Below are 20,668 nucleotides of genomic sequence, written 5' to 3'. Positions count from 1 at the left end.
TAAGCAATCGGTTGTTTTTGTGTTGAAAAAAGTATAAATTAGATTTTTTAAACAACCGCAATTTAATGCTATTAAAAATTATTTTTTAATAAATGAATTATAATATAAATTAACCAATTAAAATTAATGTAATGAAAAAACCGCAAGTGCAGCAATTGTTATTAATGTTAGTACTGTTTTCTTTTATGGGAGCCAACAGTCAAAATAAATCAAAGAATAATGCACCATTATTTTCGAATTTTACCTACCAAGGAGATGATCAAGTATATAAAGATAACCCCTTAAAATCGGATGAGTTTTATACGCCAATTTTGCAAGGTTGCTACCCAGATCCTGCCATTACCAGAAAAGGAGATGACTATTATATGGTTTGCTCTTCCTTTGCGATGTTTCCGGGAGTACCTGTTTTTCACTCTAAAGATTTAGTAAACTGGACAGATTTGGGTGGAGTATTAAATGATGTTACTCAATTTAATCCTCACGATACAGGTATTAGCGCAGGTGTTTATGCTCCTGGGATTACTTATAATCCTCACAATGATACTTTTTATATGATTGTAACCGCTTTTTCTGGAGGTTTGAACAATATTATTGTAAAAACTAAAGATCCTAAGAAAGGTTGGGGTAATCCTATAAAATTAGGATTTGGAGGAATAGATCCTTGTATCTTTTTCGATGATGATGGAAAAGGATATATTGTTCATAATGATGCACCGGATAATGGGAAAGAGCGTTACAATGGCCACCGTGTGATTAAAGTATGGGAATATGATGTTGAAAATGATAAGGTAATTCCGGGAACAGACAAAATTATTGTGGATGGAGGAGTAGATCCGGCTAAAAATCCAATTTGGATCGAAGCACCACATCTGTATAAAAAAGATGGAAAATATTTTTTAATGTGTGCTGAAGGTGGTACAGGAGGTAATCATACCGAAGTTATTTTTAAAAGTGATAGTCCAAAAGGGCCTTTCATTCCTGCTCCAAGCAATCCAATTTTGACTCAGCGCTTTTTTCCAAGAGACAGAGCCAATAAAGTTGATTGGGCTGGTCATGCGGATTTAGTAAAAGGACCTGGAGATAAATACTACGGAGTTTTCTTGGCAGTGAGACCAAATGAAAAAAACAGAGTCAACACAGGTCGTGAAACTTTTATTCTACCTGTAGATTGGTCTGGAGAATTTCCGGTTTTTGAAAATGGTTTAATTCCATTAGAGCCAAAATTAAAAATGCCAAAAGGAGTTAGCGAAAATAAAACAGGAAAAGAGGGATTCTTCCCTAATGGAAATTTTACATTCAATGATAATTTTACCGCAACTAAGTTAGATTATCGTTGGATTGGTCTAAGAGGACCCCGTGAAAAATTTATCACAACTTCGAAAAAAGGTCTAACAATTAATCCGTTTGATACTAATATTAAGGAAGTAAAGCCAACTTCTACTTTGTTTTATCGTCAGCAGCATAATAGTTTTTCATTGACGACTACGATTGATTATAAACCAAAATCAGACAAAGATTTAACTGGGGTTGTGGCTTTGCAAAATGAAGCTTCTAATTATGTATTTGGAATTACGATGAAAGACAAAGACTATTATGTGGTTTTACAAAAAAATCAAAAAACAAGAAGAGATGCTGCAGTAAACTCTACAATAATTGGCAGTGTAAAAATTGATATTAAAAAACCAATACAATTACAAATAAAAGCCAAAGGAGACGAATACAACTTCAGTTATTCTCTCGATGGAGTTAATTTTGTTAATGTTGGCGGACCTGTTTCAGGAGATATTTTATCAACTGATGTAGCAGGTGGATTTACAGGTTGCTTGTTAGGATTGTATGCTACTTCAAACAATGATGCACACCCATAAATAAAGGAATATGTTTTATCTGTTAAGCTTGAATCAAGTTTAACAGATAAAACAATCTTCTAAAATGATTTAACTACTATAAATATTGTTTAAATAATTATTACCTGAAAAAAACATAAAGCTTGCTTAGGTTTAATGTTGCTATATGTGTAATTCAATTGTTATATAAATACAGTTAAAATATTTTATTTTACTTTTTTTTGTATTTATATTAAAAAAAACAACACAATCGGTTGTTTTTATCTTTTTTTATTTTACATTTGTTTAACACTTACTCAAAAGACTGTGTTAAAATTATTTAGTGTTGTGCTAACACTTATTTTTTTAAAACAATTACACAACCGATTGTTTAAACAGGATTTGGATTTTAAAAATTTTTAAATAACCAACAATAAACTACTATTAACTAACCAAATAATAACCAAAAAGCCTATGGGATAAGTTTTCAAAAAGAAAACACCTTTTTATGTAACTAATATTCATATTTCTTTAGAAGATGTGAAGTAAGAGGAGGGTGTTTTATTTCAATTAAATCATGTACTGTGTTTTATTTTAGATATAAGTCTCAAAGTATTATCAATTCGATTAAGCTTAAAGTAGAATAGTTTGTAAAGTATGTGATGTTTAATTTAAGTGTTAATTTTTAATAAATTAAAAAATGTCAAAATATTAATATGAAAATACAATTAATTAAGATTCCACGAAAAGGAAAGTTCGTGGTAATGGGAGTTTTATTTCAGTTTATGTATTCGAATGTATTATTGGCTAATGAAGGAAATACTTCTTTACCTTCTGTAGAAACTAATAAATCTCAAAAAACACAACAAATAATTATTACAGGAACTATAACATCGGCAGAAGATAAGATGCCAATTCCGGGTGTAACTGTATCTGTAAAGGGAAACCCTAAAATTGGTGTTGTAGCCGATTTTGATGGTAAATATAAAATTAGTGTACCATCATCAGATGCAATTTTAATTTTTTCTAGTATTGGTTTTACTACTATTGAGAAAAAATTAAGTGGGCAGTCTGTGATTAATGTAGTAATGACTTCAGATCAAACAGTATTAGAAGAGGTCGTTATTGTTGGTTACGGAACGCAAAAAAAGGAAAGCTTAGTTGCTGCTATTTCCCAAGTATCAGGAAAAACGTTAGAAAGAGCGGGTGGGGTTTCCAGTCTTGGTGCAGCCTTGACGGGTAATGCACCAGGTTTAGTGACTAATGCCAGTACAGGTATGCCAGGAGAAGAAGATCCTCGTATTGTAATACGTGGTTCAAGTTCGCCTAATGGATCAGATCCCCTTATTTTAGTTGATGGTATTGAGCGTCCAATGAATAGTGTTGATATCGGATCCGTTGAAACGGTTTCTGTATTAAAAGATGCTTCAGCTACTGCAGTTTATGGAAGTAGAGGGGCTAATGGGGTTATTCTTATTACTACTAAGAGAGGTAGTTTAGGAAAAGCTCAAATTCGTGCAAGAATTAACTCTACAATGAAGAGTCCTTCTCAATTGCCAAATAAGTTTGATGCTTATGACGCTTTAATGGTGAAAAATCAAGCTATCGAAAACGAGTTGTCTCTTTCTCCTGGAGCATGGAATAATTATTTGCCTCAGGATATCATTGATAAGTACAGATTTCCGGCTAATCAAACAGAGAGAGAACGTTATCCAAATGTGGATTGGGCAAAAACTTTATTTAAGGATTTTGTGATGTCACACAATGCCAGTTTAAACGTAAGTGGTGGTACTGATTTCGTGAAATATTTCTCAAGTATCGATTATTTACATGAAGGTGATCTTTTTAGAAAGGTTGATAATAATAGAGGTTATGAAGGAGGTTATGGTTTTGACCGTATCAACGTAAGAACAAATTTAGATTTTACATTGAGTCCTACAACTACTTTTAAGGTAAGTTTATCAGGTTCTCATGGTGTTAGAAAAATGCCGGCAGCACGTTTAAATGAGTATACCATGTGGGATGCTGCCTATTCTACTGCACCAGATGTATTCCTGCCTTATTATGAGAGTGATGGTTCTTGGGGATATTTTGCACCTAATGAAGGTAAAGCCTCTAACTCCGTTCGCAGTTTAGCACTTAGTGGGGTTGAATATCAAACTACTACAAGGATTAATACGGATTTCAGTTTGACACAAAATTTAGATAAACTAATAAAAGGACTTTCTATAACAGGTACAATTGCTTTTGATAATAGTTTTCGTGAAGTTTCCAGAGGTGTTAATGATATTAATAACAATACTCAGGAAAAATGGATTGATCCAGCAACTGGTCTTGCAATTTTCAAAAGACCATTTGATGCAAATAATAGATTTGATTTTCAAGATGGTGTCAGATGGACACCTAATGCCGGGAATGTTGATAACAATCAAACTTTTAGAAGATTGTTTTATCAAGGACAGTTAAATTATAATACAACAATAAACAGGGACCATAACATAGCAACTACAGCTTTGGTAAATCGTAACGAATTTACACAGGGGTCACAAATTCCGAGTTATCGTGAGGATTGGGTTTTCCGTACTGCTTATGATTACAGAGGCAAGTATTTTATTGAATACAATGGAGCTTACAATGGTTCAGAAAAATTTGGTGTAGGGAATCGTTTTGGTTTCTTTTCTTCAGGTGGATTGAGCTGGATTATCAGTAAGGAGAATTTTATGAAAAAAACAAGTTCCTTTATTGATTTATTAAAGTTAAGAGCTAATTACGGTGAAGTTGGTGATGACTCTGCCGGAGCAAGGTTTGCATATCAATCCCTGTGGGGGTTAGGAGGTCAGTCTCAATTAGGTACACTTGGCGAAGGTGGCGAATTAAGTCCTTATGTATGGTACACGGAAAATTCAGTAGGGAATCCTAATGTGAAATGGGAAAAAGTGGTTAAATCTAATTTTGGTCTTGATTTTGGTTTTTTCAAAGGCTTCTTAAAAGGTTCTGTTGATGTATTCCAGGATGAACGTTCAGATATTTTGGTAAATGGTGTTAATAGAGCGATTCCTTCTTACTATGGTGCTTCTTCACCTCCTGCGGCTAACCTTGGAATAGTTAGAAATAGAGGTTATGAAATTGAGATAAAACTAAATCATACTTTTGCTAATGGCTTGAATCTATGGTCAGATTTAAATATGACTCATGCCAAGAGTGATGTCATAGAATTAGATGACCCGAAACTTTTACCAGATTACCAGAAGCGAGTGGGAAGACCATTAGGTCAAGCTTATTCTCATGTAGCTCAGGGTTATTATAATACCTGGGATGATTTGTATGCTAGTACAATACACGATCAGAACGACGCCCAAAAGTTACCAGGTAATTATAATCTTATTGATTACAATGGTGATGGAATTATCAACACTTTTGATAACATACCATTTGGATATTCCGGAGTACCTCAAAATACTTATAATGCAAATGTGGGGCTAAATTGGAAAAATTTTAGCGTTTTTGTTCAGTTTTATGGGGTAAATAATGTGACCAGGCAAGTGGTTTTAGGCAGTTTAGTTTCACAAAATACAGTAGTTTATGATCAAGGGACACTTTGGAATAAAGACAATATAAATGCTGATGTTCCTATGCCACGATGGTTGTCAACTCCTAGTCCATATAATAATGCCCAACGTTACATGTACGATGGTTCGTATATAAGATTTAAAAATGCTGAAATAGCATACACTTTTGATAATTCGAGCTCTTTTGTAAAATCTTTAGGAATACAAAGTGTAAGAGTATTTGTCAACGGTGACAACTTATATATTTGGTCTAAAATGCCAGATGACAGAGAGAGTAATTTTGCTGGAACCGGATGGGCATCACAGGGCGCTTATCCTACCGTGAAACGATATAATGTAGGTGCTAATATTATTTTTTAAATTTTAGAATTATGAAAAAATATTTTAAATCAATAGTAAAGTATAGTTTTTTATTTAGTATAGTTTTTTCTGCTAGTTCCTGTGAAGACTATTTGGATATAACACAAGAAGCTGTTGTTTCAGAAACTGCAGCTTTTGAGAATTTTACCAGATTTCAGGGTTTTACTGAAGAGTTGTATATGTGCATTCCAGATTTCACTAATGCCTATTGGACTAATTCATGGAATTGGGGTGAGGATGAGATTCAATCCACGGCTCGTGATTTTCACTTTGTAGTAAAAATTGATAATGGAAATTTTTTAGGTTGGCAATCTGAAAACGATGGTTGGCAAGCTGGCTGGATGAATAGAAATAGGAATAACATGAGAACTAGCGGAGATCGGTTCCAAAAAGATCTTTGGACTTTGGGTTGGTATGGTATTCGTAAAGCCAATTTGGGATTAGCTAATATCGATCTTTTAGAAGAAGCTACTCAGGAAGAAAAAAATTTGATAAAAGGACAGTTGCTTTTCTTTAGAGGCTGGTTTCATTTCCAGTTTATGCAATATTTTGGAGGTTTACCTTATATCGATAAAGTGATTCCCGGAGATGCACCAATACAATTGCCAAGATTATCTTATGCAGAATGTGCGGAGAAAGCAGCAGCAGATTTTAGGGCAGCAGCAGATTTGTTACCTGCTGATTGGGATAATACAGTTACAGGTAAAAGAACCGAAACAAAAAATGCATTACGTATTAATAAAATAATGGCTTTAGGTTACCTTGGTAAAAACTATTTATGGGCGGGTAGTCCATTGATGAATAAAGTTTCTACAGGTAGTGAATCGTATAATGCTGAATTTTGTAAGAAGGCCAGTGAGGCATTTGCTGAGTTATTGAATATTACGGAATCAGGAGGTTCTAAACATGCTTTGTTGCCATTTGCAAAATACAGTGACAATTTTTATACAACTGGTCAAAACTGGGCTATACCAGGTGGAACTGAAGCTATTTTTAGAGGTCCTTATTTAGGAGCACACAGTTCCACTTATGGTACTGCAAAACAATACCAGCCTGCACCAATTTTAACTGATGGGGATGTGAAATTCTTACCAACAGCAAATTATGTTGACAACTATGGTATGGCTAATGGTTTGCCAATTGCAAACCCAACACAAGCTGATCCAGTATCAGGATATGATCCTTCTTATCCATGGAAAAACCGTGACCCGCGTTTTTATAATGATATAATTTATGATGGGGTAAAAATGGTAAGTGGTACAATGCCTGCCGGAAGTGCTTCAGATCGTTATGCTAATTTATTCTCAGGAGGAAGTTATAGAAATATTAGTACTGGTAGCCGTACAGGGTATCTATTGTACAAATTTATTCCTATTACAGCTAATTTGTATGATGGTGGATATAATTATGGTAATAATCTAAATATTCACCTTCCATGGATGCGTTTGTCTGATATTTATTTGATGTATGCTGAGGCTACTGCTGTTGCTTACAATTCACCTACTGCTAAAGATCCATCTTATAATAAAACAGCTGTTGATGCTATTAACTTTGTAAGAGACAGAGCAGGAGTAGGTCATGTTGCAAGTAAATTTACCGGTTCAGTTGATGCTTTTATGCCAGAGTTACGCAGAGAACGTGCTGTAGAACTGGCTTTTGAAGGACATCGTTTTAATGATTTACGTCGTTGGATGTTATTGATTAAAAGTCCTTATACATTGAAAAAATCACTTGAGTTTGATCGTGACGCTTCATTTAATCCAGCTACGCCAAAGACGAATAAGGTGAATAACCTAAGACAAGTAACTATTTTGGAAAGAAACTTTTCAGAAAAGCACTATTGGTTGCCATTAAAAAATGCTGATGTGAGTATGTATCTTGAGTTTCCTCAAAATCCAGGTTGGTAATACTTACAATCATTTTAAAATTTATAAATACAAATTAGAAAATAATGAGATATATACAGCTAAGAATAGTGTTATGTTTTTTAATTATTGCTTTTTTTCCTAAGATATCATTGGCTCAAGTTAGTAATGTTGAAGTTAATGGTATCGTGAAGACTGCAGAAGGAAAGCCTATTGATGGTGCTTCTCTTGTAGACGAGAAAGACAATATATTATCGATTACCGACCCGAGTGGTAAGTTTTCGATGAATGTTCCTATGGGGGCAAAATTATCAGTTGTTGCCAAAGGGTTTGGTACTAAATCATTTTCGGTTAACAGTAATTCAAGTGATTATAGTATTTCTTTACTAAAAGACAATGCTGTACAAGTTGCTTTCAAGAAAGTACAGGAAAGAGACCTTTCTAGTGGAATTTCTTTTGTTAATGTACAGGATATTTTAAATAAAGGTTATTCCACATATAGTTTGGATGGAATGCAGTCTTTAGTAGGAGGTTTTAATTACAACATTTGGGGACAAAGTGGATATTTAGTCCTAGTTGATGGTTTTCTTCGTGAGCCAGGTTCTATTTTGCCTGTTGAAATTGATCAAATTACTTTTTTAAAAGGAGCCAATGCAGTTGCTTTGTATGGTAGTAGAGCTGCTCAGGGTGTGGTATATATTACTTCTAAAAGAGGTTCTGTGCAAAAACAGCAAATTAGTGTTCGTGCTAATGCTGGGATTGATGTACCAAAACGATTTGCTAAGTATCTGGGATCAGCTGAGTATATGACTTATTACAATCAGGCATTGGCTAATGATGGTCTTGCACCTTTGTACAATGATGAAACAATATATAATCACGCGTTTGGTAATGAATTTCGTTATCCTAATGTTGATTACTATTCCTCTAAGTACTTAAAAAACTTTTCAAATCGTTATGATGCTAACATTGAAATAAAAGGTGGAAGCCCAGTTGCTCAGTATTATACGGTTGTTAATTTTTCTAACAATAATGATCTTTTAAACTTTGGTGAAGCCAAAAACAATCAGACAACTCGCTTTAATGTCAGAGGGAATGTTGATGTGGCGATTAACGATTTCATCACCGCAAAACTGGGTGTTAATGCTATTTATTCTAATTCTCGGGGCGTAAATGCAGATTATTGGGGTGGTGCTGCTACTTTGAGACCATTTCGTTATACTCCTTTAATACCTATCGATCTTATTGAAGCTTCTGATGCTGCAACTCAATTGCAAATTAAAAATAGTAAGAATGTAATTGATGGAATGTATTTATTAGGTGGCAATCAATTAGAGACAACTAATCCAATTGGATCAATTTATGCAGGAGGTAGTAGTAATTTTGTAAGTCGTCAATTTCAATTCAATACAGGTATCGATGCTAATTTGAACAGTTTATTAAAAGGTTTGACATCACATACTAATTTCGGTATTGACTATGATACGCAATACACGACTTCTTATAATGATACCTATGCTGTTTATCAACCTACATGGAATACTTTTGCAGGTTTTGATCAAATCACTTCATTGTCAAAAATTAATGATGATGCTAGTAATGGCAGACAGAATGTAGGTAATAGTTTTTACAGACAAACACTTACTTTCTCCACTAATCTTGATTACAAAAAGCAAGTAGACAAAAATAATTTTGGTGCGATGTTTCTTGTCAACGGTTATCAACGTTCAACTTCTGCAGTTTATCACAAGGAAAGTAATGCCAATTTAGGTTTAAATCTTTCCTACAATTATGATAGCAGATACTATGTTGATTTCAACGAAGCCTTGGTACATTCAGCAAGATTTGCTAAATCTAAAAGAATGATGTCATCACCAACTTTGTCTTTAGGATGGAGGCTAAGTGAAGAAAACTTTCTTAAAAACTGGAAGTCTTTAGATAATCTGAAAATTACTGTTTCTGCGGGTATTTTACATACTGACATTAGTGCTTCAAACTATTATCTTTATGAAACTGTTTATTCTCAAACAGATGGACAATGGTTTAGCTGGAGAGATGGTGCTTTAGAGAGAAGTACAGATATTAGAAGAGGGGAAAATTTAGATCTTACATTTGCACAAAGACGTGAGATTAATGCAGGTTTAGAAGCATCATTCTTTAATAGAATGATTACCTTCAATGGAAGTTTTTATGCCAATAGAATGAAGGGAAATATTACACAAGCAAATGCTTTGTATCCAAATTATTTTGTCACTGGTTTTCCTAATAGTTCATTGCTTCCTTATATTAATTTCAATAATGACGATCGTATAGGTTTAGATTTTAATATTAATTTTAATAAAAAAGTAGGTACAGTTGATTTATCGTTAGGAGTTACTGGAAATTACTATAATTCTACGGCATCACAAAGGGCTGAAATATTGGAAGATAATTATCAGTATAGAGAAGGGAAGCCTCTAGATGCCATTTTCGGTTTAAAAAATCTAGGTTTTTACACCGATCAAACTGATATCACTAATAGCCCAACTTCTGCTTTTGGTACTGTAAAACCTGGTGATATTAAATATCAGGATCAAAATGGTGATGGAGTAATCAATCAGCAGGATGAAGTTTATTTAGGAAAAGCTGGTTTTAATGGCTCACCTTTCTTTGGAGGTATTAATTTCACTGTTAAATGGAAAAACTTTACATTATTTGCTATGGCTACGGGCCAAGTTGGTGCTTATGCCTTGAAAAATCAGAGTGCATATTATAACATTGATGGTATTGACAAGTATTCTGTGAATGTGAGAAACAGTTGGACAGTTGAAAATCAGGCTACAGCAACTTTCCCAAGATTGACAACACTTACTTCTGATAATAACTATCGCAATTCTGATTTCTGGTTGTATAGTACTAACAGATTTGATCTTTCCAGAGTTCAATTTACTTACGATTTCCCAAAACGTATTTTACAGAGTTCTTTTGTGAATGAGTTAAGCGCTTATATTAATGGAGCCAACCTATTGACGATATCTCAAGAACGTGAATTGATGGAATTAAACATAGGTGGAGCTCCACAAACTAGGTTTTTTAATTTAGGCTTGAAAGCTTCCTTTTAATTAGAAATCATTATAAAATTAAATGATATGAATAAATTATTTTTAATACTAATCGCTTTTACTCTAACTTTTACTAGTTGTGATGATTTGATTGAACCAAATATTGCTAACAATAGAAATCTTGAAGATATGTATGAAGATGCATTATTTGCTCAGGGAATTCTCTTGAATGGATACACTCGTTTGCCTACAAATGGATGGACTTTTAATGACGTAGCAACAGATGATGCTGTCTCTAATGATTTGCAGAACAATTACAGAAGATCAGCAACTGGTCAATGGAACTCTAATTTTAATCCTTTTGACCAATGGACAAATTCAAAAGCAGCAATTCAATATTTGAATATTTTTATTGCTGAGGCTGACAAGGTAATCTGGACTAGAGATGAAGGTGCTCGATTGTTATTTGCACAACGATTAAAAGGAGAAGCTTACGGTCTACGTGCTTTATATATGTATTATCTTTTACAGGCTCATGCGGGAGTGACTGATAATAATGAACTATTAGGTGTTCCAATTTTATTAGAACCAGAATCAGCTTCATCCAATTTTAATATTCCACGTAACACATTTCAGCAATGTTTAGCTCAAATATACAGTGATATTGAAAAGGCGAGTGCTATGCTTCCATTGGATTATGAGACTGCTACTACTTTACCTCCAGGTTTTACAAATTTAAGTGATTATAATCGTGTATTTGATAATCAGGCAAGACAGCGTGTCAGTAAAAGAATAGTGATGTTCCTGAAAGCGCAAGTAGCATTACTTGCTGCAAGTCCGGCTTTTAATAATGGTAATCAAACGGCTTGGGTAGATGCTGCTAATTATGCTGGTGAATTACTTACCCTAAACGGTGGTGTTGCAGGAATAGACCCTAATGGTTTAACCTGGTATCGAAATGCAGAAATTGAAACCTTAGGTTCAGGAGTTAACTCTAAAGAGGTAGTTTGGAGAGGAGATATTGCTAACAGTAATAACTTAGAATTAGATCATTATCCACCATCACTTTTTGGTAGTGGTCGTCTAAATCCAACTCAAAATTTAGTAGATGCTTTTCCTGCATCTAATGGTTACCCAATTTCTCATCCTTTGAGTAATTACAACGCTTCAAGTCCATATACAAACCGTGATTCACGTTTAAATCATTTTATTTTAGTTAATGGTCAGACCGCTGGTGTATCAGGAAGTGTAATTTCAACAGCAAGTAATAGTACAACTGTTGATGGCTTAAACAAAGTAGAGACTAGTACTCGTACGGGGTATTATATGAAAAAACTACTTAGACAGGATATCAACTTAAATCCGCAAACAAGGACTCAACAGAGGCATTACAGACCTCGTATGCGATACACGGAATTGTATTTAATTTATGCAGAGGCAGCTAATGAAGCTTGGGGACCTCAGGGAACTTCTAATTTTGGATTCTCTGCATATGATGTGATTGCTGCTTTGAGAAAAAGAGCTGGAATTACAACAGACAATTATTTAGAGTCAATTAAGAATGACAAAGATGCTATGCGTACTTTAATTAGAAATGAACGTCGTTTAGAATTGTGTTTTGAAGGTTTCCGTTTTTGGGACTTAAGAAGATGGAAAGCAAACTTGACTGAACCTGCAAAAGGTGTTAATATTCAGGTTACAACCGGATCACCAACTTATACATTACTTCCTGAAGTAGAGAAAAGAGTATTCACTCCAGATATGATTTATGGTCCAATTCCATATTTTGAAACATTAAAATTTACTGCTTTGATTCAAAACAAAGGCTGGAGATAGAGATCCATTACTTTGTAATTTATTTAATATAATATATAAAAAATGAAAAATAAAATATTTTCAGTTTTAGTCATTTTATTGGTTTCCTTATCTTCATGTACTAATCAAGATACTGATTTTAATAATTTTGACTATAAGTCAGTCTATTTTGCCTATCAATTTCCTGTCAGAACCATAACTTTGGGTGAAGATATTTTTGATACTACTTTAGACAATGATTATAAATGTAGAATTATGGCTACACTAGGTGGAGTCTATGATAACGATAAAAATGTTACTATTGATGTTGAAGTGGCTAATCCACTAACTTCAGGTTTATTGTTTAGAGCAGGAGGGGATCCAATAGTTGCTATGCCGAGTAATTATTATTCTTTACTTTCAAATAAAATTGTAATTTCTAAAGGTCAGGTGACCGGAGGTGTTGATGTACAGCTTACGGATGCATTTTTTGCAGACCCATTATCAGTTAAGCAAACTTATGTAATCCCTTTGTTAATGACTAATGTAGTAAATGCAGATACAATTTTGTCAGGGACTCAGCTAGTTTCAAATCCTAACAGAGCCATTGCTGGTCAATGGTCTGTTGCTCCAAAGGATTTTATTTTTTATGCTATAAAATATATCAATCCCTGGGATGGTTTTTATTTAAGAAGAGGAGTTGACGTTTATACAAACAGTATTAACACTTCTCAAAACAGAACAGATAAAAGACATCAGCAATATGTTGAGCAAGACCAAGTATTCAAAATTAACACACTTTCATTATCTACGATTGATTTCCCGGTTACTTACAAGGATGCATCCGGGAATAACATGAATTTGAATTTGGTATTGACTATTGACAAAACTACTGGAGATATTAGTGTTTCTTCTTCTAATCCTACTTCGTATTCAGCTACAGGAACAGGAAAATTTGTTAAACGCGGAGAGAAAAATAGTTGGGGTGCTAAGGATAGAGATGCACTTTACTTAAAGTACAACGTAAACTATGGTAATTTTAATATTACTACTACGGATACTCTGGTTTTAAGAAATAGAGGGGTTAAAGCTGAAGTATTTACTCCAGAGCTTAATTAATTTGTTTTGATAATTACATCAACAATTAAAACTATTAAAAATGAAAAATATATTTAAATTTTTATCAATTTCAGCTTTACTATTTTTATTAACATCCTGTACTGAATCACATACGCTGCCTTTCGAAGTTGAAAAGCCATCGAGTATTGCAGATCAGGAAATAATAAATGCTTATTCCGATTTAAAGTCTTATGTAGACAGGCAGCTAAATCCTAGTTTTAAATTAGGAGCGGGTATTACTTTAACAGACTATACAAGCAAATCGGTAATGTATAGATTAGTTAACAGTAATTTTGATGAGGTTACTATGGGGTATGAAATGAAGCATGGTGCTGTTGTACAAGCTGATGGAACTCTAAAACTTGATAATATTCAAGATCTTCTTGAAACAGCAGCTGCTGCAGATGTTTCAGTTTTTGGACATACCCTTTGTTGGCATGCCAATCAAAATGCTGCTTATTTAAAAAAGTTAATTGCTCCAGATGTACTCTCATCAACAGGTCCTGGTTGGGATTTGGTAACAGAGAATGATTTTGAGACAACAAATAGTGCAAATTTTCAGGTTAATTCAGGTTTAACGGTTAGTTACACTGCAGTTGGTCAAGGATCAAATGGTTCAGGAAAAGCACTCAAATTAACAAATGAAAGTGTTCGTACTAATGAATGGGATGCGCAGCTATACGTAAAGTTTTCTCCAGGAGTAAAAGTAGGCGAGAAGTACAAGCTTACTCTTGATGTACGTGCTGATGTAACGGCTTCTTCTCCGACACAGGCACAATTAAATCCTGGAGGATACAGACATTGGGATTTCTTTGGAGCTGTTCCTTACACCACTACGTGGGCTCCTTATGTCAAAGAAATTACGGTTACAGAACAAATGGTTGACTGTAATACTATTGCATTTAATCTTGGAAAAACGGCTAGTAGTTTTTACTATGATAATCTAAAAATAGAAAGATATAACGCTACAGGTAGTGTTCAAACATTAGAGAAAACACCAGAACAAAAGAAGGTAATAATAGGTGAGGCATTAGATAGTTGGATTTCTGGAATGCTTACTGTTTGTGCTCCTTATGTAAAAGCCTGGGACGTTGTTAATGAACCAATGGATGATGCAAATCCTTATGAATTAAAAACGGGAGTAGGCAAAACCAATATCGCTGGGGATGAATTTTACTGGCAGGATTATTTAGGTAAAGATTATGCAGTAGAAGCTTTTAGACTTGCAAGAAAGTATGGCAATTCAACTGATAAATTATTTGTAAATGATTATAATTTAGAGTATAATATTGATAAATGTAAGGGTCTTATTCAGTATGTTAATTATATAGAAAGTAAAGGTCAGGTGGTTGATGGTATAGGAACGCAGATGCATATTAATATTCATTCCGATAAAGATAAAATAGAGACTATGTTTCAGTTACTTGCAGCTACCGGAAAACTTATTAAAGTTTCTGAACTTGATGTGGCAGCAGGTCTTAGTCCAACTGCTTTTGATCTTCAATTGCAAGCCGATATGTACAAGTTTATTGTGGACAAGTATATGCAATATATTCCGGTAAATCAAAGATATGGAATTACAGTTTGGGGAATAACGGACAGCCCCGCAAGTTCGTCTTGGTTGCCAGGACAAAATCAGGGAATATTTAATCAGGTATTTACCCGTAAGCCTTCATATGCTTCATTTGCAGAAGGTCTCAAATCGTTATAGTAATATAGTTGATAATACTTTCAATTATTTAAAATCAATCTTAAATATCAAGTTTGAGTTTTCCCTTTGGTCGTATTTATTTTTAACTACGTCCAAAGGGTTTTTAATTTTAAAATTAATCCAAATGAAATTATATAAAATTTTGAGTATCCAATTTGCTTTTTTACTCTTTTTTTCTTGTTCAAAAGACGATACTCCTAAAACATCAAGTCCTAAAGATGATACACCTCCGGCTGAAGAAACAATCAGCTGGCCATTAAGTACACCTAAATTAAAAGTAGTTGGCAAATATCTGAAAGATCCTTGTGGCAATATTGTTAAGTTACATGGTGTAGCTATGACACCAAGCCCTTGGTTTAATGGAGGAGCTGTAGAGGAGTGGCGTTGGAATAATTATGACGTAGCAGGATGTTTGACTTACAACAAAGCGGTAATGAATAAATTATCGGATGCAAAGCAAGGTTGGTATCTCAATTATGTGCGTTTGCATATAGATCCTTATTGGACAAATAATCCAGGTGTTTCAGGCATTCAGGAAAATGATATATCCCAGTTTAATTTTGAAAGATTTAAGTCGGCTATTGATAATGTTATTCTACCGCTTATTACTTATGCAAAATCCAAGGGAATGTACATTATTTTAAGACCTCCGGGGGTATGCCCTGAAGAGATTGCTGTTGACGATGCTTATCACGATTATTTAAAATTAGTTTGGGATTATATATCGAAACATCCTTCTTTAAAAAATGCTGATAATGTTATGTTTGAATTAGCAAATGAACCTATAAGAGTTAAACTTCCTGATAATTCGGTAGGAGCAAATACTCAGGCACATTTTTACCAATTAAAATTGTTTTTTCAGCCCATTGTTAATATGATTAGAGCTAATGGAGCGAATAACATTCTTTGGATACCAGGTTCCGGATGGCAATCTCAGTATAAAGGTTATGCCGTAAATCCTATTGTAGGAGAGAATATAGGCTATGCTGTACATATTTATCCAGGTTATTGGGGAAGAGATAACAATGATCCTGCAGTATTTAGAGCCAACTGGAATGAAAATATTAAACCTGTAGCTGACATCGCACCTATAGCCGTTACAGAAATCGATTGGGGACCAGATAAATATGCTGTATGGGGTAAAGGAGGAGTTACCGGTACAGCGGGTTGTTGGGGGTTTGGTGCTAATTTTAAAGCTATTACTGATGAATCCGGAAATGTAAGTTGGAATGTTTTATCCCCGGAAAATCTTATTGATAAAGGATCTATAACTGGTGGAGTTGCTTATGATAATGATCCACAGGCATGCGCTAATCCAGTTTATAAATGGTTCAAAGAATACGCTAAAACAATGAAATTGTGTAACTAAAAAAGCAATTATTTAGAAAACAAAAAGATGCTTGATGTTTGTCTTAAAAAAATGTAATAAACTATAAAATGAGTAGCTGACTCATCTGGTTAAAATTTAAATAAGAAACCAATCAACCAAAATAATCCTTTGAAAAGCTATCCTAAATTTTTGGATAGCTTTTTTTATGCCAAATGTTTACGAGAGGATTATAATGAAATTTTGATATGGGTATTCACGTAAATTTTACTTCAATATAGAATGAATTAAAATTTTAAGATTAATATCAAAATTAAGCAAAAAAAAAAACAGTAGTATACCCAGAGTTACTACTGTCAAAAAGCGTAATATATTTTTATCTATCTACTGAAACATTTTCGGAATCATTTATTAGTATTCAATCGATATTTTTTTTCATAGGGATTAATAGTTTTTATACTTCCGTCTTCATTGTAAGTAATCTCAGTAACTTTAATAGATCTTAAATGTGTTATTCCTTCAGATAGAGAGGAGTCATGATAGAATAAATACCATTTTCCGTTTACTTCGCAAATAGAATGGTGGGTTGTCCATCCAATAACAGGTTCTAAAATAATTCCCTGATAGGTAAATGGTCCATAAGGACTGTTGCCCGTTGCATAACAAATATAATGAGTATCTCCTGTAGAGTAGGAAAAATAATATTTTCCACTGTATTTATGAAGCCATGGTCCTTCAAAAAAACGACAATTATGATCTCCGGCTAAGAGTTCGTTCCCCTCTTTGTCTAATATTTTGATTTCTTTAGGTTCTTCTGCAAATTCTTTCATATCATCTGAAAGCATCGCTACAATAGGTCCTAAAGCGACTTCTTTTGCTGTTGGTTCTTCATTTTCTTCCGCAAAAATATTGTTTCGGTATTTTTGTAATTGTCCGCCCCATATACCGCCAAAATACATATAATATTTCCCATCCTCATCTTCAAAAACGGCTGGATCAATACTATAACTTCCTTTGATGGGTTCTTTTTCAGGAATGAAAGGACCAGTTGGGGAATCACCAATTGCGACACCTATTTGGAAAATACCATCTGCTCGTTTAGCAGGGAAATAGAAATAGTATTTTCCGTTTTTATGAGCAGCATCAGGAGCCCACATTTGGCGTTCAGCCCAAGAAACATCTTTTACATGTAGCGCAACTCCATTGTCTTTTGCTTCAGCGTTAATAGTATCCATAGAAATAACATGATAATCTTCCATTCCAAAATGATCTCCATTATCATTAAAAGGAATTCCGGCATCTATATCATGTGAAGGATAAATATATATTTTTCCATTAAATACATGAGCGGATGGATCGGCAGTATATATGTGAGATACTAGTGGTTTTGATATAGATTTTTGTACTAATTCTTTAAAATCTATATGTTCTATACTTTCTTCAGGCATATTCTTGTTTTTAGTATTTGTATAATGTAATTATGATCTTCTTTGTTTTAAATCGGATTCTATTTGGACTTCCATTTTTTTGTTAATCTCGTAGAAAAACAATAAACCAACTCCAATTAGGAAAGGTGTTGCTGGAAAAATGCTTACTAATAATTTAATTCCGTTTATAGCACTTTCAGGTTGTTGTAATGAATTTGGCACATAATTAAAAAGGCCCAATAGGGAAGTGGTCAAAGCACCACCAATACTTAATCCAGCTTTTAACCCCACCATCATAGCCGAAAAGATGATAGCTGTTGCACGACGTTTGTTTTTCCATTCAGAATAATCAGCAACATCAGCAATCATAGCCCATAAAATAGGAATAGTGATGCCATAGAAGAAACCATGTAAAATTTGAGAGAAAAACATCAAAGAAACCGATTGCGGAGAATAAAAATAAAAAGCGATAATAAACAGTGTTGAAATGAATAAGAAAAGACCAAAAATGTCTCGTTTTCCATATTTGTCTGCTAATTTTTTAGACAATGTAATCCCCACAATCATGAAGATAATTCCACCGGCATTAAATAAACCAAATCCAGCCGAAATAGGATCTTCACCAAAATAGTTCAAACCCAGCGAGGAAAGAATGTCTAAAATTGGCTTGATAATTAAAGCTAACTGTTCTTTGTCTACATAATTTTCAAAATAATACACATAAGAACCTCCTTTTAAAGCTAATGTGATAAATACTAATGTGGTAAGTGTCAACATAATTACCCAGGGTTTATTTTTAACCAAATCTTCTAAATCTTCTTTAACACTTGATTTTTGTTCCGGTTTAGGAACAATTCGTTCTTTGGTAGTGAAAAATGTAATCAATAGCATAATAGTACCAACAATAGCCAAAATTGTCATTACTTTTTCAATACCAATGGCTTTGTCTCCATTTCCGGCACTCTTGATAATTCCTAACATAAATACCTGCACAAAAAATTGAGCAAACATTACAGCAACAAACCGGTAAGAGGATAAACTATTTCTCTCAGCCATATCTCCTGTAATTACTCCGCTTAAAGCTGAATAAGGCAGGTTGTTAGCGGCATAAAGCAATAACAAAAAGGAATAGGTTATTACAGCATAAATTACTTTTCCTTCATAGGAAAAATTTGGAGTGCTAAAAGCTAATAAGGCTACAATTCCCAAAGGAACAGAAGTCCATAAAATCCATGGACGGAATTTTCCCCATTTACTAGTGGTTCTATCCGCAATTGCACCAATAATTGGGTTGAAAATAAAAGCAGCAATTAATCCTACAACTAACATTATTATAGACGAATGCGTAGGCGATAATGCGTAAATATCTGTATAAAAATAGGCTAGGTAGGTCATTAAGGTTTGAAAAACCAAATTGGCGGCAAGGTCTCCTAAGCTGTATCCAATTTTTTCTTGAATAGATAATTTTTGTGAAGTCGTGTTCATTGGGTTAGTTATTTGCTTTTTGCTTTAAATTTAAAACTTGATAATATGCTTTCTTTGGTTGGAATTTGGTATCAAATAATAAAGGATAATCCGTTCTACCTCTAATAGGGAAACCATTTAACCAAGACTGCGTATCATTAACTCCCCAGAAGGTAACTCTGCTTATTTTGTCTTTGTGTTTCAAAAAAAGTTTAAAGATATCCTCATAACGTTGCGCAAGTTTAACTTGCATGGAATCAGGTAAAGATTTTGGATACGGATTCATCTTTTCATTATTTTCAAATCGTTGACTCACTTCAGCCCCTTGCAATCCATAAGGACTTGGTAATGCAGATACATCAAGTTCAGTAATAGCTACTTTTACACCTAAACTGGAATACGCAAGAATACTTTTTTCTATTTCCTGAATTGTAGGTCTATCAAGATGCCAGTGTCCCTGCATGCCAATACCGTCAATTTTAACTCCTTTTTCTTGTATTTTTTTTACCATTCTGATTACTCCTTCTCTTTTTGCGGGATTTGTCATGCTGTAATCATTATAATAAAGATCCACTTTAGGGTCAGCTGCTGCCGCAAGTTGGAATGCTTTAGCTATAAAATCTTCTCCAAGTGTTTTTAAAAAAACCGATTTTCTTAAACTTCCATCATCGTTGACTGCTTCATTAACAACATCCCATGAATTAATTTGACCTTTGTATTTTTTTACAATGGTAGTAATGTGGTTTTCGAATGCGGCATTCATTTCCGCACTATCTTTTATTTCAGAAAACCATTTCGGTAATTGGCTATGCCAAATTAAAGTATGCCCGTGAATAAACATATTGTGTTTTTTTCCGAAAGCCACATATTTATCTGTTGTTTCAAAATCAAATTTATCTTTTTGCGGATGCACAAACATTGATTTCATGATGTTTTCAGCAGTAATAGCATTAAACTCATTCGAAATTAATTGAGTTGTTTTGGAATCTTTCTCCTCAATTTGATACACATCTAGTGCCGTTCCAATATAAAAATCACCATTATAGGCGTTTTTAAGCGAAGTATTTACAGCAGATTGGTTGTTAATTTTATTATTGCAGCTACTTAAAACAAATACTGCTGAGAATAATAATAAAAAAGGTTTGGTTGGTTTCATATTTAAAAT

11 protein-coding genes are annotated in these 20,668 nt (G+C 33.8%); 8 read left to right on the top strand and 3 right to left on the bottom strand.

The annotated features are described in order from the left end of the window. Positions 1–131: 131 nt before the first annotated feature. From ACSV4D_RS11180 to ACSV4D_RS11145, 8 genes are all read left to right on the top strand, one after another. Positions 132–1,868, top strand: a complete 1,737-nt coding sequence (locus ACSV4D_RS11180; protein ID WP_439228350.1) for a glycoside hydrolase family 43 protein — start codon at positions 132–134, stop codon at positions 1,866–1,868. 674 nt (positions 1,869–2,542) lie between these two features. Then, positions 2,543–5,755 (top strand): SusC/RagA family TonB-linked outer membrane protein, encoded by a 3,213-nt coding sequence (locus tag ACSV4D_RS11175; protein ID WP_439228349.1) that lies wholly within the window; start codon positions 2,543–2,545, stop codon positions 5,753–5,755. 11 nt (positions 5,756–5,766) lie between these two features. After that, positions 5,767–7,662, top strand: a complete 1,896-nt coding sequence (locus ACSV4D_RS11170; RefSeq protein WP_439228348.1) for a RagB/SusD family nutrient uptake outer membrane protein — start codon at positions 5,767–5,769, stop codon at positions 7,660–7,662. 44 nt (positions 7,663–7,706) lie between these two features. Continuing rightward, positions 7,707–10,721 carry a SusC/RagA family TonB-linked outer membrane protein gene (locus ACSV4D_RS11165; RefSeq protein WP_439228347.1) on the top strand — a complete coding sequence of 1,005 codons (3,015 nt, stop codon included), beginning with the start codon at positions 7,707–7,709 and terminating at the stop codon, positions 10,719–10,721. Positions 10,722–10,748: 27 nt separating this feature from the next. Then, positions 10,749–12,497 carry a RagB/SusD family nutrient uptake outer membrane protein gene (locus tag ACSV4D_RS11160; RefSeq protein ID WP_439228346.1) on the top strand — a complete coding sequence of 583 codons (1,749 nt, stop codon included), beginning with the start codon at positions 10,749–10,751 and terminating at the stop codon, positions 12,495–12,497. Between the two features lie 42 nt (positions 12,498–12,539). Continuing rightward, positions 12,540–13,574, top strand: coding sequence for a DUF5627 domain-containing protein (locus ACSV4D_RS11155; protein ID WP_439228345.1), 1,035 nt, complete (start codon positions 12,540–12,542; stop codon positions 13,572–13,574). A gap of 40 nt (positions 13,575–13,614) precedes the next feature. Further along, a complete protein-coding gene (locus ACSV4D_RS11150) occupies positions 13,615–15,285 on the top strand; it encodes an endo-1,4-beta-xylanase (RefSeq protein WP_439228344.1) in 1,671 nt (556 codons plus the stop codon). 124 nt (positions 15,286–15,409) lie between these two features. Next, the gene (locus tag ACSV4D_RS11145; RefSeq protein WP_439228343.1) at positions 15,410–16,654 is read left to right on the top strand and encodes a cellulase family glycosylhydrolase; all 1,245 of its coding nucleotides are present in this window, start codon (positions 15,410–15,412) and stop codon (positions 16,652–16,654) included. A 362-nt stretch (positions 16,655–17,016) separates the two neighbouring features. On the opposite strand, the gene ACSV4D_RS11140 is transcribed toward ACSV4D_RS11145, so the two are convergent. The 3 genes from ACSV4D_RS11140 to ACSV4D_RS11130 are packed head-to-tail and all read right to left on the bottom strand — an operon-like array spanning position 17,017 to position 20,659. Further along, on the bottom strand, positions 17,017–18,060 hold the full coding sequence (locus ACSV4D_RS11140) for a glycoside hydrolase family 43 protein (RefSeq protein ID WP_439228342.1): 1,044 nt from the start codon (positions 18,058–18,060) through the stop codon (positions 17,017–17,019). Between the two features lie 30 nt (positions 18,061–18,090). After that, the gene (locus ACSV4D_RS11135; protein ID WP_439228341.1) at positions 18,091–19,524 is read right to left on the bottom strand and encodes an MFS transporter; all 1,434 of its coding nucleotides are present in this window, start codon (positions 19,522–19,524) and stop codon (positions 18,091–18,093) included. A 4-nt stretch (positions 19,525–19,528) separates the two neighbouring features. Continuing rightward, positions 19,529–20,659 (bottom strand): endo-1,4-beta-xylanase, encoded by a 1,131-nt coding sequence (locus tag ACSV4D_RS11130; protein WP_439228340.1) that lies wholly within the window; start codon positions 20,657–20,659, stop codon positions 19,529–19,531. Positions 20,660–20,668: the final 9 nt, after the last annotated feature.

The sequence above is a fragment of the Flavobacterium sp. ARAG 55.4 genome, assembly GCF_051846875.1.
GTDB classification, from domain to species: domain Bacteria; phylum Bacteroidota; class Bacteroidia; order Flavobacteriales; family Flavobacteriaceae; genus Flavobacterium; species Flavobacterium plantiphilum.
This window is presented reverse-complemented; position numbering and strand designations above follow the sequence as displayed.

Excerpts from the sequence above, each read along its gene's own strand:
- ACSV4D_RS11180 (WP_439228350.1), top strand. The coding sequence starts at position 132 with ATGAAAAAACCGCAAGTGCAGCAATTGTTATTAATGTTAGTACTGTTT.
- ACSV4D_RS11175 (WP_439228349.1), top strand. The coding sequence starts at position 2,543 with ATGAAAATACAATTAATTAAGATTCCACGAAAAGGAAAGTTCGTGGTA.
- ACSV4D_RS11170 (WP_439228348.1), top strand. The coding sequence starts at position 5,767 with ATGAAAAAATATTTTAAATCAATAGTAAAGTATAGTTTTTTATTTAGT.
- ACSV4D_RS11165 (WP_439228347.1), top strand. The coding sequence starts at position 7,707 with ATGAGATATATACAGCTAAGAATAGTGTTATGTTTTTTAATTATTGCT.
- ACSV4D_RS11160 (WP_439228346.1), top strand. The coding sequence starts at position 10,749 with ATGAATAAATTATTTTTAATACTAATCGCTTTTACTCTAACTTTTACT.
- ACSV4D_RS11155 (WP_439228345.1), top strand. The coding sequence starts at position 12,540 with ATGAAAAATAAAATATTTTCAGTTTTAGTCATTTTATTGGTTTCCTTA.
- ACSV4D_RS11150 (WP_439228344.1), top strand. The coding sequence starts at position 13,615 with ATGAAAAATATATTTAAATTTTTATCAATTTCAGCTTTACTATTTTTA.
- ACSV4D_RS11145 (WP_439228343.1), top strand. The coding sequence starts at position 15,410 with ATGAAATTATATAAAATTTTGAGTATCCAATTTGCTTTTTTACTCTTT.
- ACSV4D_RS11140 (WP_439228342.1), bottom strand. The coding sequence starts at position 18,060 with ATGCCTGAAGAAAGTATAGAACATATAGATTTTAAAGAATTAGTACAA.
- ACSV4D_RS11135 (WP_439228341.1), bottom strand. The coding sequence starts at position 19,524 with ATGAACACGACTTCACAAAAATTATCTATTCAAGAAAAAATTGGATAC.
- ACSV4D_RS11130 (WP_439228340.1), bottom strand. The coding sequence starts at position 20,659 with ATGAAACCAACCAAACCTTTTTTATTATTATTCTCAGCAGTATTTGTT.